Raw genomic sequence first — 17429 nt, 5'->3', positions numbered from 1 at the left:
TTCTTTCACTTCTGAACACGTTATTCCATGGGAGCCCGCCGTTCGGGTCTGATTTTCACTTTGTCCTCGCTGCTCTCTGCGCAGGCGCACAAAAAAAGAAATGATTGACATATAAAGAAGTCTCTACTATTCTATTCATGGAACTATATATATCTTAAGTTCCGTATATAGAACTACAAATGAGGCTTTCAAATGAAATAAAGGGATTATGGAGGAGAGCTGCATGGTGGAAATGGGGAACGGGAAAGTAAGGCTCGGCATTATCGGATTGGGGCCAAGAGGGCAGTACATGACACATCTGTATGCGGGACATCCGAACTGCAGCATTGTTGCGTTGTGTGACAATGTTCTCGCTACGGCTGAGACAATTGCCGGGCAACTTGGCAATCCTGATATTCATTGCTACAGCGATTATGAGGTTATGCTGGCAAAGGAAGCGCTGGATGCGGTATATATTGCTATTCCTCCGGATGTTCAGGTCCAGCTCGCCTGTTATGCAATGGATAAGGGGATCCATGTGACGACAGACGTACCGGCGGCTTACACGATCGATCAGTGCTGGGAGCTGGTGAATAAGGTGGAGCAAACCGGAGTGAAATACCAGCTGTCGGAACAGACGAGGTACTGGGGCTTTATTCAGGAATGGCGGGATATGGCCCACCGGGGAGAATTCGGCCATATTCTGTTTGCCGAAGGAGAGTATTTGCATTATGCGGAATGGGATTACTTCATCGATCCGAAGTCGGGCGAGAGATTTTATGGATCGGCCACTGCACCGGAAGGCCGCGCAGTGGAGAAAACCTGGAGAAATAAGCGGTTCTATAATCCCATATACTATTTACCGCATACGTTGAGTCCGCTGCTGAGCATCATAGGAGGACGTGTCACACGCGTATCTTGTATGGGCACGAGACCGCAGAGCTATTATGTGCCGAATTATGAAGGCCGGGATATGGAAATCGCCTTGATGCATACGGACAATGATACCGTATTAAGGGTGGCTGCCGGATTTACGTCGCCCCATGGTCCCCGCGGAGGAACAGGTGCGCATTGGTACCATTTGAAAGGCTCGCATCGAACGGTTGAATGGTCGCGTTCGCTTCAAGATAAGCCGAAGATGTGGTCGGTCAATGAAAATGACGGTGATTGGCAGGACATGGATTGGAGTCTTACGGCTAAAGGGGCAACAGACTTCACAAGGCAGAGCGAGCATGGCGGAGCTGACGGCTGGCCTGTAGATAATTTCATCTCAGCGATCCTGACGGATGCCAAGCTGGAGATGGATGTGTATAAGGCAGTGGAGACAGCCGCGCCTGCTATTCTGGCAGCGGAATCGTCGAATGAAGGCGGGACGCTGAAGATCGTACCTGATTTTAGGGAGAAGAGGTGATTGCATGGGAAACGGAACAGGTCGCTCTCTAACCGGTTATGTATACGAGGATGAGTATCGCCGGGAGGCGAACGCGGAAGGTCGGAATTATTGGTATCGATATGTAGAAGAACTGTTCGATGAGCTTGGCTTGCGGGCTGCTAAGCTATCACGAGGGAACCTACTCGATAACGATATTCTTGCAGGGTTAACGTTCATCGTTATCGGGGACATTCGCTTGTCCGCGCACGAGAAGGAATGTTTGCAGCACTGGATGGCAGGAGGGGGAGTACTGATCGGGTTCGCAACCCGGGAAGCGGAAGCGCTGTTTGGGATTGTTAACCACGGAACGATGAAACAGCCGGATGATGAATTTACGATTTCGGGATTTTGCCGTTTCGCGGCGAATGTCCCTGAAGAGCTTAATCCGTTGTATGACTTTAAGGGTGCATCGCTTCCTATTTTCTCCGATCTGGAATTGGTGAAGCCAGTTGGCGGTGAGTTGGCCGACTCGACGATATTAATGGATTCCAAGGGTCAGGAAACGGAATATTCCGCTGTGGTGCATAGGCAGGTCGGCTTAGGGGAGTCCTGTTACTTCGCATTTGATCTCCCGCAGACGATATGGGTTATTCATCAGGGCAGGCCCGTTGTCGCGGATTTGGACGGAGATGGTTACTTTCGTTCCAGCGATAATATCGTGCTGGGCCGTTCTCTTGATCTTGAATTACCGTATGCAGACTATTGGCTGCAAGTACTTGAGCAGGCGCTAATCAAGATTCCGCAGCCCTTCATTCACCAGCTTCCCCCGCAGCCGGACGGGGCAGTGCCTGATATGGTGCTCCATTACGGCGGGGATGACGAATGCCAGCCGGGAATTCAGGTGAAAGCGTCGGACTACATGAAGGATAAGGGATTGCCCTATCATATTAATCTGATGCCCGACAAGAACGGGAACTTCGCAATCAACACGGCGGAGTATGATGAGATTGTCAATAAGAACGGACATGATTTGTCGCTCCACTTTGATTTCGTCAAGCCGCTAGCTCCTTTTACGGAAGCCGAGCTGCAAGAGCAGGCTGAACAATACGTGGCTGCGTTTGGAATTATGCCGATAGCAACGGTTAATCACTGGACGATGGCAACCGGCTGGGCGGAGATGGCCAGATGGGCTTCGGCGCTGGGGATGAAGGGAGACAACTCCCGGGTTCATGTCTTCTCGCCGCCTGCCAATCCGATTAATCTGCTGGGCTTTGGCTTCGGTTCTGCCTACCCGCATTTTGTCTATGACGATTTCGAGCATGATAACATAAGGATTCCGTACGTTTACATTCCAATTAATCTCTTCGAGCCGAGAATTTATGACGAGACTAGACAAGAAGATGTGAATCGGATACATGCTGCGTTGGATCGGGCGGCTTATTTCGGCTGGACGTTAAACGTATTTATCCACCCTGTCTATATTGCGGATGAAGCCGGAAGTGTGAATTGTTTGCCGGCAATTGAAGAGATCCTGCAATATGCGAGGAAGAAAGGGTACAGCATCCGCCATCTGTCTACGAATGGAATATGTCAATGGTGGTTTGACAGATCGCAGACGGCGCTGGAAATCGCGGAATGGAAACCAGCCTTGAACGGGGAGGAAGGGGCTTCTTCCATCCGGTTTACGGTCGAAACGGACTGTCCTGAAGGCGTGCTGGTAAAGCTGCCGCTTCCCGGGAAGGCAAAGGCTGCTTCGTATGAGGTCCGCGGTTTGCTTCACAGCAATAACGTGCTGCGGTGGCAGAACGGGCGGCTGTGGACGATTTGCCACATTCCAATGGGTAAGCAGGACGTTACAGTGAAGTTTGATTAATGGAGAGTAATGCGCATTTTGGGTGGCTGCTTACTTGCAAGGCCGGATGTCGGTTAAGGCTCAAGATGCGTTTATTATCAGGATATAGGAGTGAGCCACTACATTGTATGGACAAAAAACAAGTGAGAGGATGAGATGATGATGAGATTAGTTGATGGGTTTGTCAGGTTCCTGAAGGATAAGAAGAGAATCGCACCAGCTGCAATCGTTCTGGCCATGCTGATCACGTTGGTTCAAGTTCCCCCTAACCCTGTAAGCGCTCACGCTGCAGCCGATAATGTTTATAATGTAAAAACACTATATGGTGCCGTTGGAGACGGCGTAGCCGACGATACCATTCCAATCAATAATGCCATAGCAGCCGCCCAGGCGGCCGGCGGAGGAGTTGTCTATCTGCCAACGGGCAAATACAGAGTCACATCAACCATTACGATTCCTGCTTTCGTATCCATGGAAGGTGTGAACGGAAATTCGAATGTGGCTGATGCTGCTGTAAGCATAGTGGGTTCACTGGCGCTTAGCCCTGTCGTTCAAATTAACGGCTCGCCGGGTTCTTCCTCCGCTTCTCTGAAGAAGCTGGCCATAACGCGGGCAAACGGTACGATCCCTGCAGGTGTTATTGGTTTGTTGGTCGGATCTACAGACTATACCGTGCTTGAGGATCTCTATATATTCAGACATGCGATTGGTTATAAAATAACAGGTCAACTGGGCGTCAAGGCAAACCGCGTTATATCTGCAAGCGCAACGGAAGCTTATTTGGAAGTGGTGGATACGCCGCAGGCTACATTCATTGATTCCAGCTTTGGCCGAAATGGGGGAGAGCTCTCTCTTACCCCGATCTCCCAAGTGCTTATTAAAGGAGCAGCGGACACGATTACGTTCCTGAGGTGCCAATTTAATTCGACTGGCGGGACTCCGACTAACGGGATTACTTTCGATGGATTCAACAACCCGAACGGCATTATTTATATCACGGATTCGCATATGGAGAATGTCCTGAATGGAATTTCAAGCAGCGCGACTACATCCCAAATTCAGAGGTTGTTAATATCCAATTCGACGATCAATCTCGGAACGTCGTTGAACTTCATTAATCTGCACCCCAATACGGCAGTGACGGAATGGCAGCTGGCAAACAATGAGGTTACTGGAAAACTGAATTTAACGAAGGGGGGGCCTGTCTCCATAACAGGCAACCGGTTTGCCGGGGAATTTCATCTGGCGCTTAACTCGGCGACTGTAACCGGCAACAGCTTCTATTCTGGAGGGAAAGTAACCGGTCATTTTAATAACCTAGTATTTATGGGCAATATTTTCGATGGAGCGGGGCAGACCTTAATGGACTTGGCAACCGGCAACAAGACAATATTTGGCAATGTTTCCTCCGGGGTTGTGAACAAAAATCTGGTGAATGAAGATTACATGCAGCTCGGTGACGGGGGTGTCCCCTTCGGAATTAAAAGATACACGGGGACGTTGGACGCCAGCGGCAACGGATACATCGCACACGGCATTCCAAGCGCCCATGCAGCCGGCCTGATTGTGCAGGCCTGGTACAAAGGCAGTTCAGGCGAGATGGTTCCGTTGACCGTCTCCTATGTGGATGGTGTAAATATCGGCGTTGCAGGCGGAGCAGCTAACAAAAGGTATCGAGTAACCATTATGTATTCGAATAATCTTGATATGTGGTAAGTTCCTTTGGCAGGACGGCCGCGCCACAATGCATGTGGTGCGGCCCTTCGCGGTTGTATACAGGTTCGATGAATTTAGGAATAAGCGTCGCCAGTATAACCGAGTTCATTGGAAATCTTTTTGGCAGCAGTCAATACTTTTTCTGCATAGTGGGGGATTCTTTGAAAGGGCAAATTGGTCTTTAATGTAGATACGCTTATGCCGCCATATACAATGCCATCGTTCATAAAGATGGGAGCACCAATACAGCGGATGCCAATTTCACCTTCCTCATCATCAATGGCATAGCCTGATTGTCGAACTTCATGCAGGTGCTCGCGCAGCGCGGGTTCGGTTGAGATTGAATTGGGAGTCAGGTGATTAAGACCCTTGGAGAACATAATTTGCAATTCCTTCTCGGTTAAATAGGCGGCGATCGCCTTGCCGCACGCGGACGTATTCAGCCGTTTGCGCTCTCCCACATAAGATAAGAAACGAATGGATCCAGGACCTTCCAGCTTCTCCAGGCAGACCGTTTCCCCATTGTCATAAGCAACCATATGCACGGTAAATTCAGTTTCCGCCCTTAATACTTCCATATGTGGAACGAATATGGCTTTTGAATCTATATTTCGGACTGACAAGATCCCCAGGCTGTACAATTTTAGCCCTAATGTATACAAACCGTCCGGATCCTTTCTGACAAAATTATGGGTTTCGAGCGTATGTAGAATGGAAAAAACACTTGTTTTGGCTATGTTTAATTCTTTTCCAATGGTTGACATGGTCTGCCCCTCACCGGAAAGCGATAAGAAATTAAGAATTGCAATCGATTTATCAATAGCAGGAACGATATAACTTCCTTTTTTTGATTTCTCATCCATCTGCGACACCTTCTTTAATTGAAATAGGTTTATGATCAATCCACATTTTTACTTCATTTCTTCAACTAATAATATGTTATTTACCCATTTCAAGCAACGGAAACGTTCTGAATACAGAACATATTCAGGAGGACAAGTTCATTCCTTTTAAGACAACCGTTTGCATAAAGTAGATTCATATTTATTGCTCCAGTTGGCTTCGTTCAATCTTTCTCAGCATGAATGCTTATCAAACTGCAGGAACCGTCAAACACCATTGTATCTATCAAAGTCTTACCCTAACAGCGTTGAATCTCCTTTTCCGGACATCCCTTCAAATTTTATGTTGATTTCCAAAAAACAACATGTTATTGTGACGGTAGTGCAAACGTTTGCATGACTTCTAAAATTATCAGCAGGTAATTTGGTGTATACAGCTACACGTACATAATAAGAGGCTGGAAGGTAGATGTTTATGTCGACGATAGAGGAAATTGCCAAGATAGCCGGTGTAAGCGCCTCCACCGTATCGCGCGCTTTGGCCCGCAATAAGAAGATCAGTGAACATACGATCCAAAGAATTGAGAAAATTGCCAATGAACTCCATTACACGCCGAATCTATCGGCAAGAGCTCTAACAGGCAAGGGTACGAAGCTAATTGGTCTAATCGTTCCGGAGATCACAAGCAATCACTACGTTCAGATTGTCAATCGTGTGGAGAGTGAGCTGTATGCCAAGGGCTACGCCCTGATTATAGGCACGACCGACTTTAATGCGGACAAAGGGCTTAGAAACCTGGAGGTCTTCATTGGAAGAGCGGTGGACGGAATCATTTTTGCAGGTGATAACTTGGATGAAGTGAATGCCGCTGCAGTCAGGGATATAATAAAAACGCCCATCGTATTTCTTGGCTCTGCGGGCGATAATACGGGTCATGAATGCGTAGCGGTCGACGATGCCCATGGGATATCCTTGCTCATTCGTCATCTTATCGAACTTGGACATAAGTCCTTCGGTTTCATCGGCGAGAAGTTATCCAAGCCGGTCCGGCTGCCTCCCTTCCAGAAAGCGCTTGCCGAATGGGGGCTGGAATACAACGAGAACTTTATTAAGACGGATGGAACCGAAAGATTCGAAGAAGGCGGTTATTTGAGGATGAAAGAGCTTCTAGCGGAGGGAGAAATGCCTACAGCCGTGTTTGCTACTTATGATAATATCGCGATCGGAGCGATGAAAGCCCTGCATGAAGCGGGATTGAAGGTTCCTGAAGACGTCTCGATCATCGGATTCGACAATATTAAGGAGTCGGAATATCTCATTCCTGCCCTTACCACGGTATTCCCGCCCATTACGGAGATGGCTGACCGGGCAGTGGATATGCTGATCGAGAAAATTGAGAAGAAAGACACGGATAAGACCGCCAGGAAATACACGGCAGCGAAGACCATCCTCTATCCGGAATTGGTGATCAGGCAATCCACTAGTGTTCCAAGGCAATGAAACAATAGATGATAACCTATGACGAAGGAGAAATGATCATGAAGAAAAAGTTGAGAATCGGAATTCTAGGCGGAGGCGGAATATTAAATGCTCACGCCCCGGGCTTTACTCGTCTCCAGGATATTTGCGAGGTGGTTGTGGCGGAGACGAACCCGGAACGCCATGCCCACATTCGTCAGCTGTTAGGCGAAGAAGTTGAAATTGTCGGTGATTATATGGATCTATTGGAGAGAGAAGACATTGACGCCGTGGATATCATTCTTCCCCACAATCTGCATGCGCCAGCGGCTATAGCTGCAGCCAAAGCAGGTAAGCACGTACTGACTGAGAAGGTTATGGCCAGGAATGTGTATGAGTGCGACCAAATGATAGAGGCTTGCACCCAGGCAGGTGTATCGCTGACGGTCTGCCATGACAGACGTTACGACAAGGATTGGCAGGCGCTTAAGAAAGTAGTTGATTCAGGGGAGCTCGGAGAGATTCTGTTCTGGAAGCTGGAGCATAACCAGAATGTTGTATTTCCTGAGAACAGCTGGGTTCGATATCGGGACAATATCGGGGGCGGCGCCATCATGAGCTGTCTGACGCATCAAATCGATTCTCTTCGTTGGTATGGCGGTGAAATTGAAAGCGTTACCTCGATGTCCAAGGTGGAAGCAAGCCGAATGGAAGGAGAAAGCATAGGGGCCATCATCGCGCGGATGCAATCAGGAGCGCTCGCCCTTCTGTCGATTAACTGGTACACGCAATCTCATCAAGCCCCGGATGGATTATGGTATGAATTCAACCATGTTACCGGCACCAAGGGTGAAGCTTATTTCATGAGCGGCAAAGGCACTTATGTGAAAATTCATGATAATCAATCGAAGCTATTCGAATATAACATGAAAGGCGAAGGAAGCTTCGTGAAGATGGAGACCGATAACACGATAACCGGACATCAGCAATGTATCGAGGAGTGGGTCAAGAGTCTCAGGGGAGAGGATGCCAATATTGTAACGGATGGCATGGATAGCCGCAAAACAGTTGAAGTGGCTGAGGCGGCCTATCGATCCGAGTCAACAGGCAGGGTTGTGAACATCCCGATTGAACCCCAACCGTGGCAATAACAGCGGCCTCATTACAGTTGGATAGCGAGGAAGGAGGAATGGACATGAGAGTGGGTATCGACAGCTTTACAATTAGAGATTTGAAGCTGGATGCGTATCAAACCCTTGATTACGTGAAGAAGCTGGGATTAGAAGGGGTTCTATTTGGCGATATGGCTGAGCTCAGCCGAGAAGCGGATGTCGGCAGACTCATAGATATACGAGAGTATGCCGAAATGCTGGGGATGTATGTTTATTCCGGCGTCGGAACATGCAATCCGGTATTAGTGAACGGATCGTTGGAAGAGCATAAGGAAACCCTCGTCGAACATATTCAAGCGTATGCGGAGGCCGGCTGGCATGAGCTCAGAAGCGTCATCTGCTATTCTGACGAGAATTATAACCATCCCGTTCCGTGGAAAACCCATTTGAATCAGAGTATCGATTTCATCCAATCATTAAGACCCGTTCTGGAGAAGTGCGGGAGTAGGATTAACTTGGAGAATCATGGCGACGGTACGTTTGATCTGGTCAGGGTGGTCGAAGCGGTTGGAGCTGATATATGCGGTATATGCCTGGATACCGCCAACATGCTGGTTTGCGGTGAAGATCCTGTTCTCGCGGCGAAGCGGGTTGCACCTTATACGCATCTGACTCATACGAAGGATGGTATCATCTACTTCAGCGACAATGGAGTGATGCGGCAAGGTAAAGCCCCGGGTCAGGGAATTGTTGATTTTGAACAAATCATCCCGATCTTGGGTGAATACAGCCCTCATTTGCCGCTATCGATTGAAGATCATAAATGGTTGTTTGAAGTCAGCATATTTGATCCAGCATGGATCGATAAGAACCCGGACTTGACCCCGGTTGAGCTTGGTCAATTTGTTAAATTGGCATGGCAGACCGAGAAGAAGCTGGCAAGCGGCGAGTTTCCCAATGTGGAGGAGTACGAGGCGATTCCTTATCTGGATCAGATGGAAGAACGCCTTACATTCGGCTATCAGCATTTAAAAGAAATTATTAATAAGCAGAACCTATAGCGTCCGGCTATCCCGAGCGCAAGAAGGCCCATGATTGTTTGCGGTGCTCAGACTCGATGAAAAGGTAAAATGCAGGAAGAAAGAGACTTTGCAGGCAGGCAGGGATGCAAAGTCTCTTTCTTGGCTAAAAATTCACTACAACCAACGCTTAAGGAGTAAGCCGCGTCCGATCCCGCGGAAACGCCGAAGCTTCGCGTACGTTCGGTTGTCCGAGCAGACGCGAGGTAAGGCGCTCGAGGCCGATGGCAAACCCGCCGTGCGGCGGCATGCCGTAACGGAAAACGTCGAGATAGCCGGCAAAATGGTCCGGGTTCAGTCCTCGGCTGCGTATCGAGGCGGTCAGTTCCTCGTAATCGTGAATCCGCTGGCCTCCAGTCGTTATTTCGAGGCCGTTATAGATCAAGTCGAACGAAGCGGTGAGTGCGCCGTTCTCTGGTGCCGGCATTGCATACATCGGGCGTATTTCGCGCGGGTAACGCGTAATGAAGACGAACGCCGGCTTGCCGTCCTCCGCCACATGCCGGCAAATGAGCCGCTCGCCCTCCGGGTCGAGATCTCCCTTCGGGGACGTTTTGCCGTACTTCCGCTGCAAAATATGCTGCGCTTCCGCGACTGGAATTCGCGTAATATCCGCAGGCAACTGGACGTCTACGCCCAGAAAAGCCAGCTCTGCTTCGCATTCGGCGGCAACCTTCTCCAGCATGTACCGCAGCATCTCCTGCTCCATATCCATCAGCTCTTCGTCCGAGCGGATAAAACCCATCTCGACGTCCAAAGACACATACTCGTTCAAATGCCGGGATGTATGATGCTCCTCGGCCCGATATACAGGCGCAATTTCGAACACTCTTTCATAACCGGCGCCCACCATCATTTGCTTATAAAATTGTGGGGACTGAGCCAAATACGCCTGCCGGCCGAAGTAGTCGACCGGGAACAGATTGGATCCCCCTTCGGTGCCGGATGCGACGATTTTCGGTGTGAAAATTTGGGTAAAGTCGTGTTGGCACAAGTAGTCGCGGAACGCCCCCGCCAAGGCGGCTTGGATCCGAAAAGTCGCGTGCAGCTGCGGATGCCTAAGCGACAGAACCCGGTGATCGAGCAAGGTGTCCAGCCTTGCGCCGATCGTCTTTTTGTTGATCTCGAAAGGCAGCGGGGCAGCTGCGCTGATGCAACGAACCGACGCTGCGTGGATCTCGATCCCGCCAGGCGCTTTAGGCGCGTGAGCGGCAGAGCCGGTGACGGAGACGACCGACTCCAGGCTAAGAGGCGTCTTGGCTAGCTCCCCTTCGAGGACACATTGTACAATTCCACTCCGGTCGCGCACGTTGACAAAGGCCAACTGGCCGAGATGGCGAATACTGTGCAGCCACCCGTGCACGGTTACAAGATGTCCCATATGTTCGGAGACACGGGCGCAAAGCACACGAACTTGCTGCGTTGAATGAGTTTCCATGAATAACACTCCCTGTATTCGATTGGGTATTTCGCAAAACGAAGTTGTTATTATCGTCATCATCACAATCGTTACCGTCGTCCATATGCATCACCTCCTTAATTCGTCTCCAAACAACCCCATATGTGCTGACAGCGATCTGAATTATGTACCAGCCTCCACGGCTGCAGCTCCAATAAAAAAACATAAAAAACCCCGTCCCCAAAAGGGACGAGGTTGAACGCTCGCGGTACCACCCTGATTATCGCGCCATACAGCGCGATCGGCTCGGACCCCATAACGCGGGGTGTACGTCTGCTCCTACTGGACCGGGTAAGCCGGGCGGTCGTTCAGGCAGAACTCGCCGGTGTCTTTCCTCCGGTCGCAGCCGCCGTCCTCCCAGCCATGGGACGGCTCTCTGTGTGCTGCGCGCGCCGGGTACTTCTCCGGTTCATCGTTTTCGTCATTTTCCATATATTATCCACTTTGCGTGCATTTGTCAAACATGAAAATAACGCGATCTATTTGATCGGCACCCAAGCGGCGGTCAAGTTACCGGGATCACTGCCTGATTCCATAAGATTAACCTGATGAGCACCCGATTTCTTTCTAGCAGGTTAACTCATCCCTGGAAGCTGAACATAGAAGGTCGTTGCCTCGTTCGGCACGCTTTTGGCATAGATCTTCCCTTTATGCTGCTCGACGATCGATTTGGCTATAGCAAGCCCGAGGCCATATCCGCCTTGCTTGCGCGACCGGGAAGGGTCGGCGCGGTAGAAGCGATCGAAGATCCGTTCCAGATGCTCGGCTGCGATGCCTTCGCCGGTATTGGTCACTGCCAGCAGAATTGTCGTTATGCCGCTTCTTGAGGGTGAAGGTTATCGAGCCCTTAGAGTTGGTATACTTGATGCCATTGTCTAGGAGGATCATGACCACCTGCTTGATTTAGAGCGGCCGCAGACAATGCGAGCCCCAATAAAGCAGCAGCAATTTTCTTCATCCGTGCATCCTCCATCAACGAAAATATTAATCTAAAGCTCTTTCAGCTACATGCTAACAGACGCATCTGCAGCGATCTTGTTACTGGATTCTTCTGGAAGAGTTCTCTTGCATCTACATTCTCGAATAAGCCTCGCTATGAAGCCGATCGGTTTCTCTCTTCATTAACAGTCGTTATATAGGGATTTGTAGCATGATGTCACGCTGCAGCTTTCCTCGAATAGAATCTCCAACGAATAAGGGCATCCGATAAAATGGATTTAAAATAAATGATCTAATATTCTAATTTACTTCATATGACTTGAGTCTCTTATCCTATTAACTGCAAAAAATGACGAATTTCCTATGGTATACAAGGACTTATTTGAACAAAAAATGCCTTGACTAATGTATTGTTCTATAGTATTGTCTTTCATGAAAGTGCTTACATAAAAGGTAGTAGGTAGTTGATGTGGATAATAATGCTTTATTTGATACAAATAATACAATAGGGGGAGCGAGCAGGCGGATTCGTATTTCAGATCCATAAGGAAGTCATGAAAGGAGCGTAACCATAGATATGGGCAGCTTAAGTTGTCGACATATTTTCAAATATTATAAGGGCGAGCACCGACCGGCAGTTAAAGACTTTAATCTCGAAGTGTCGGAGGGCGAATTTCTCGTTCTGGTCGGTCCCTCCGGCTGCGGGAAGTCGACGATGCTCCGTATGATTGCAGGACTGGAGCCGATATCGGAAGGAGATCTCTACATTGGCGACCGTTACGTTAACTTCGTCTCGCCGAAGAACCGGGATATCTCCATGGTGTTTCAGAATTATGCCTTGTATCCGAACTTATCTGTCTATGAGAATATCGCATTAGGGCTGAAGCTGCGCAAGGTCGCGAAGCATGAAGTAGAGCTTAAAGTGAACCGGACAGCGAAGATCCTGGAGATCTCACACTTACTCGACAGGCTGCCCAGCCAGCTCTCCGGCGGGCAGAAGCAGCGCGTTGCGTTAGGAAGGGCAATTGTCCGCGAGCCGCAGGTATTCCTGATGGATGAGCCTCTATCCAATCTCGACGCGAAGCTGCGTGCGCAAACCCGTGCGGAAATCATGAAGCTGCACAGCCAGTTGAAGACGACAACCGTCTATGTGACCCATGATCAGACGGAAGCGATGACGATGGGCACGCGGATCGTTGTGATGAAGGACGGCGAAGTCCAACAGGTGGCGCCACCGCAGATAATGTATGACCAGCCCTGCAATTTATTTGTCGCCAGCTTCATTGGGAGTCCCCAAATGAACCTAATACCGGGATCTGTCAACCGGCGGGAGGGCAAGTATTACTTCGAGACGAAGCGGGTTCTATGGGAACTGCCGCAGCGATACGGGGACTCGCTTAAGGCCGCCACATCTAATCTTCGGCAGGTTGTGCTGGGCATTCGACCGGAGCATATCGGTGCTGATCGCGAAATGCCGAAGAAGTATCCGTGTGGGATGACGGCAGGGACGATTGAGATGATCGAGCTTATGGGCTCGGACACGTTCCTGTTCGTCAATATCGGAGAATCCACCGTTATCGTCCGAACGGAGGCGGGCAGTCCTTTCGCGGCAGGGGATCAGATCGAGATTGCTTTCCGATTGGATCGCATCCATCTCTTCGATGCCGAGCAGGGGGGCAGCTTGACTTCGCAAGGAGTTACCAGCCTATGAGGTTCGTCAGAAACAAGAAGCTCCTGACCGTTATTGCCGTCGCAGCAGTCCTGGCACTCTTCTTGATTTACCGTCTCTTCTTCATAAGCGGGCAGCATTATCCCGTTGTAGCGAGCAGTGCGCTTGATGAACATTCGCAGGCCGTTGGAATGCCTAATTACTTCACCTATCTGCAAGGATGGGATCAAGCGAAAATGCCGGCTGGCGGTGACGCCGTTACGATAGAAGCCGCTTCATTTTCCAGCCGATCCGACGAGGCTTCGATCAAGGTTTCACGCAATGAAGAGCTAGGCAGGCAGGTCCTTCACTGGGACCATGCAGCGGGATGGGTAGAGTGGGTTGCAGACATCCCGGAAGAAGGTCTCTATACGCTAAGTATCGCTTATATTCCTTTGAAAGGCAGTTTCTCCGGTATCATACGAGGCATTCAAATCGACGGGGAATATCCTTTCGCCGAAGCGCAGCGAGTTATGTTAAAGCGCAATTGGAAAGATGCCGTCTACCCTTATAAACGTGACAAGCTTGGCAACGAGCTGCGTCCTGTACAAGTCGAGCTGGAAGGCTTAAAGAACGAAACCATCACAGATTATTCTGTTTCCTCTGAGCCATTGCAATGGCACTTCACCAAGGGCAAGCACACCATTCGAATGATTGGCTGGCGCGAGCCGGTAGCCTTGGACACCCTCACACTTACACCATCACGTGATATTCCGGACTATGTCCACTACACACAGAATCAACCAACAGCCGAAGAAAGCAGCACCTGGTTTCAACTTTACGAAGCAGAAAGCTATTCACGCAAGTCAGACCCCAGCATCCAGACGGCCTCCTACTCGGAGCCATACATCTCTCCTGACCCCAAGGGGCGCATTGCCTATAACGTTATCGGGGGAGATCGTTGGAAGAAAGCCGGCGAATGGCTGGAATGGGATATTGAGGTACCGAAGGACAGCTATTATGAGCTGGACCTGAAATATTTGCAATCCATGCAGCAATCGAGCGTCTATCATACGATTACGGTCGATGGAGAAGTTCCCTTCCAGGAACTGAAAGGCTATGAGACGGCAACGAATTCGCATTTTCAACTGCATACACTGCAGGCTCAGGACGGTACCGCCTATCGGATTTATTTGACCAAAGGCAGACATACCCTGCGGATCATTGCAGATGCATCCCCAATAACACCAGCCGTGTATGCCCTTCAGAATCTACTGAGGGAGCTCAGTGTGATGGATAAGGATATGCGCCGAATTACGGGCAATTACAGCGTAACCGGTGCGGATCAGGACTTGAACCGCACGTGGGAAATCAAACGTTATGATCCTGACATCGAGCAAAAGCTCACATCACTAATCGACAAGATGAACGTGATATCCGACTATGTGAACGGCTTGAGCGGACGTAAAACGGCAGTATCCTCTATCCTGAATACGGCCAAGTACACCTTCGAGGAGATGAGGGAGGATGTCAATGATATCCCGAATCAAATGAAGGAATTCTCCAGCACCCAGAGCAGACTGGGAGCTTGGATTACGCAGATGTCCGAACAGAAGCTGATGCTTGACTATATCGTGCTGCGTACACCGGAGGCGGAAACCGGGCTCAAGGTATCGGGCGCATTCAAACGTACGGCTTATATGGGGATGAATTTCTTCCGTACCTTCTATATGGATTACAGCCGTAAGTCGCTAAACAAGGAAAAGGCCATTACGGTGTGGGTAAGCCGTGGCAGAGACTACGTAGATATTATGCAAGAGATGATTGAGCAGCAATTCACGCCGCAAACAGGCATTCAGGTCAACGTCAATCTGATGCCGAATCCGAATGCGCTCATTCTTGGCAATGCTGCAGGGGATCAGCCTGACGTTGCCCTCGGTATCCCTTCAGAGACGGCGGTAGAATACGCCATGCGCGGAGCCGTTGCCGATTTGTCGAAGATGAAGGGCTTTGATGACATCGTGAAGCGGTTTCACCCTGGTGTCCTTCTGGCACACAAGTATGACGGCGGCACATATGCGCTGCCGGAGCTGCAGAACTTCCAGCTCATGTTCTACCGGACGGATGTGTTCGAGCAGCTAGGCATTAAACCCCCGGATACGTGGGAGGATGTCTTCCGAATTATGCCGACCTTGCTGGAGAAGGGGATGACCTTCTACTACCCGCCGGCTGATTTCACGACCATCTTCTATCAGAATGGCGCTGAATTCTGGGATGAGACCGGGATGAAGAACATGCTTGGCGAAGCCAAATCCGTCAAGGCCTTCAAGCAATGGACGGATATGTTCGTTAAGCACAGCTTGCCTTTGGAAGTACCGGCCTTCTTCGAGCACTTCCGGCTGGGAGATCTGCCGATCGGTATCGGTGATTTGTCCACCTACGTTCAGCTCACGGTGGCAGCGCCGGATATCGTCGGAAATTGGGGCGTAGCCCCGGTTCCGGGCATTCGCCAATCAGACGGGACAGTAGCGCGTTGGCAGCCGCAAGGTGCAGTAAGCGGCATGATTATGGAGAAGAGCGATAAGCAGGACCAGGCTTGGAAGTTTCTGGATTGGTGGACATCTGCCGCCGTTCAGTCGGAGTTCGGCAACAGCATGGAATCGTTGTACGGACTCGAGTATCGCTGGAATACCGCTAACGTGGAGGCGATGGCAGATATCCCGTGGTCGGATGAAGAACTGGCAGCACTGTACGAACAAGGCCGATGGGTAAAGAATGTTCCGCTCGTTCCCGGTCATTATTTCCTTGGACGAGAGCTTAGCTTTGCTTGGAACCGTACCGTGTTGACAGGAATGCCGTTCATGGAGTCGCTGGAGCAAGCGCGTATCGCACTACAGCGCGAAATGAGACGGAAGCAGGAGGATCTTGGCATTCCGGCGGACACAGACCTCGATCTGGAGCCATATGTGCAGCCATATACGTACGAGAAGGGGGGAGAAGGGCATGAGTCAGCTGAAAACCGTCGTCCATAACCGCAAGCCCGCCCCCCTGTTAATCCGCCGTTTGGAGAAGATGCTGAGCAATGTATGGAGAGATCGGGTCGGGTATCTGTTCATAGCTCCCTTCCTCATCTGCTTCGCGGTATTCATTCTGCTGCCGGTCCTCATGGCTGGACTGCTTAGCGTCACCTCATTCAACGGCTTCTCGTTTCCTACGTTTATCGGATTCAATAACTATATTTCCTTAGTTACGCAGGATTTCGTGTTTATGAAATATGCGCTGCCCAACACGTTTAAGTTCGCATTGCTCGTGGGGCCGGGCGGCTACCTGTTGTCCTTCTTCTTCGCCTGGATGATCACCAGGCTGCCCAAGCAAGTTCGGGATGTGTATACCTTGGCCTTCTATACCCCTTCGCTTGCAGGCGGCGTTGCCCTGGCTGTCGTCTGGGTAGCGGCATTCAGCGGTGATAAAGTTGGTTATGTCAACAGCTTGCTGCTGCGCCTTGGCATTATCGATTCTCCTCAGCTGTGGCTGGCCAATCCCAAATACTTGATGACCATCATGATTATCGTCAGCCTATGGACCAGCTTCAGCGTCGGTTTTCTGGCGATGCTCGCCGGGCTGCAGACCGTCAACCCGGAGCTCTATGAAGCCGGGAGAATCGATGGCATCAAGAATTCGCTGCAAGAGGTGTTCTACATTACGGTTCCTTCCATGAAGCCGCAGATGCTGTTCAGTGCCGTCATGACGATTGTCGGTACGCTTAAGGCGGGGGCGATCTCTACCCAACTCACAGGAGCGGTCATCACGCCATCCTACGCAGGGCATCTGTTTATCAATCATATCGATGATTATGCCTTCATCCGGTTCGAGCTCGGCTACGCGTCTTCACTCTGTGTCGTGCTTCTGATCATTAGCTATGCCGTCATGAAGCTGTGCTACCACTTATTCGCGCCGAAGGGGGATGAATAA

11 protein-coding genes, 1 pseudogene and 1 other annotated feature are annotated in these 17429 nt (G+C 50.1%); of the genes and pseudogenes, 9 read left to right on the top strand and 3 right to left on the bottom strand.

Annotation, left to right across the window (positions count from 1 at the left end; all coding sequences use genetic code 11):
- The first annotated feature begins 223 nt into the window (after positions 1 to 223).
- The 3 genes from NNL21_RS02050 (at position 224) to NNL21_RS02040 (ending at position 4919) form a co-directional block, all read left to right on the top strand.
- Positions 224 to 1390, top strand: a complete 1167-nt coding sequence (locus NNL21_RS02050) for a Gfo/Idh/MocA family protein (RefSeq protein ID WP_204815789.1) — start codon at positions 224 to 226, stop codon at positions 1388 to 1390.
- A 4-nt stretch (positions 1391 to 1394) separates the two neighbouring features.
- Complete coding sequence (locus NNL21_RS02045; protein ID WP_204815788.1) at positions 1395 to 3224, top strand: hypothetical protein; 1830 nt, start codon at positions 1395 to 1397, stop codon at positions 3222 to 3224.
- A 135-nt stretch (positions 3225 to 3359) separates the two neighbouring features.
- The gene (locus NNL21_RS02040) at positions 3360 to 4919 is read left to right on the top strand and encodes a glycosyl hydrolase family 28-related protein (RefSeq protein ID WP_204815787.1); all 1560 of its coding nucleotides are present in this window, start codon (positions 3360 to 3362) and stop codon (positions 4917 to 4919) included.
- Between the two features lie 74 nt (positions 4920 to 4993).
- Here the strand turns inward: NNL21_RS02040 and NNL21_RS02035 are convergent, their stop codons facing one another.
- Positions 4994 to 5782 (bottom strand): IclR family transcriptional regulator, encoded by a 789-nt coding sequence (locus NNL21_RS02035; protein WP_204815786.1) that lies wholly within the window; start codon positions 5780 to 5782, stop codon positions 4994 to 4996.
- Positions 5783 to 6236: 454 nt separating this feature from the next.
- On the opposite strand from NNL21_RS02035, the gene NNL21_RS02030 reads away from it, so the two are divergent.
- The 3 genes from NNL21_RS02030 to NNL21_RS02020 are packed head-to-tail and all read left to right on the top strand — an operon-like array spanning position 6237 to position 9393.
- Positions 6237 to 7262 carry a LacI family DNA-binding transcriptional regulator gene (locus NNL21_RS02030; protein ID WP_204815785.1) on the top strand — a complete coding sequence of 342 codons (1026 nt, stop codon included), beginning with the start codon at positions 6237 to 6239 and terminating at the stop codon, positions 7260 to 7262.
- 38 nt (positions 7263 to 7300) lie between these two features.
- Complete coding sequence (locus tag NNL21_RS02025) at positions 7301 to 8371, top strand: Gfo/Idh/MocA family protein (RefSeq protein WP_204815784.1); 1071 nt, start codon at positions 7301 to 7303, stop codon at positions 8369 to 8371.
- Between the two features lie 44 nt (positions 8372 to 8415).
- Positions 8416 to 9393: a sugar phosphate isomerase/epimerase family protein gene (locus NNL21_RS02020; protein WP_204815783.1), complete on the top strand. Its 978-nt coding sequence runs from the start codon at positions 8416 to 8418 to the stop codon at positions 9391 to 9393.
- A gap of 148 nt (positions 9394 to 9541) precedes the next feature.
- Here the strand turns inward: NNL21_RS02020 and aspS are convergent, their stop codons facing one another.
- On the bottom strand, positions 9542 to 10849 hold the full coding sequence (gene aspS / locus NNL21_RS02015; protein WP_204815782.1) for an aspartate--tRNA(Asn) ligase: 1308 nt from the start codon (positions 10847 to 10849) through the stop codon (positions 9542 to 9544).
- A gap of 203 nt (positions 10850 to 11052) precedes the next feature.
- Positions 11053 to 11292 (bottom strand) — a binding site (T-box leader).
- Between the two features lie 153 nt (positions 11293 to 11445).
- Positions 11446 to 11773: pseudogene (locus NNL21_RS36145) on the bottom strand (sensor histidine kinase); the annotation flags it as partial.
- A 613-nt stretch (positions 11774 to 12386) separates the two neighbouring features.
- Here NNL21_RS36145 and NNL21_RS02005 point away from each other — a divergent pair.
- From NNL21_RS02005 to NNL21_RS01995, 3 genes are read left to right on the top strand one after another with little or no spacing between them, the layout of a single operon-like run.
- A complete protein-coding gene (locus tag NNL21_RS02005; protein WP_204815781.1) occupies positions 12387 to 13520 on the top strand; it encodes an ABC transporter ATP-binding protein in 1134 nt (377 codons plus the stop codon).
- Complete coding sequence (locus NNL21_RS02000; protein ID WP_204815780.1) at positions 13517 to 16489, top strand: extracellular solute-binding protein; 2973 nt, start codon at positions 13517 to 13519, stop codon at positions 16487 to 16489. The genes NNL21_RS02005 and NNL21_RS02000 overlap by 4 nt, the downstream gene beginning before the upstream one ends.
- The gene (locus tag NNL21_RS01995) at positions 16461 to 17429 is read left to right on the top strand and encodes a carbohydrate ABC transporter permease (RefSeq protein ID WP_204815779.1); all 969 of its coding nucleotides are present in this window, start codon (positions 16461 to 16463) and stop codon (positions 17427 to 17429) included. The genes NNL21_RS02000 and NNL21_RS01995 overlap by 29 nt, the downstream gene beginning before the upstream one ends.

This window comes from Paenibacillus mendelii (genome assembly GCF_024498075.1).
Taxonomy (GTDB): Bacteria; Bacillota; Bacilli; order Paenibacillales; family Paenibacillaceae; genus Paenibacillus_Z; species Paenibacillus_Z mendelii.
Note: the sequence above shows the minus strand (reverse complement) of the source record. Positions and strands in the feature narration are given on the sequence as shown.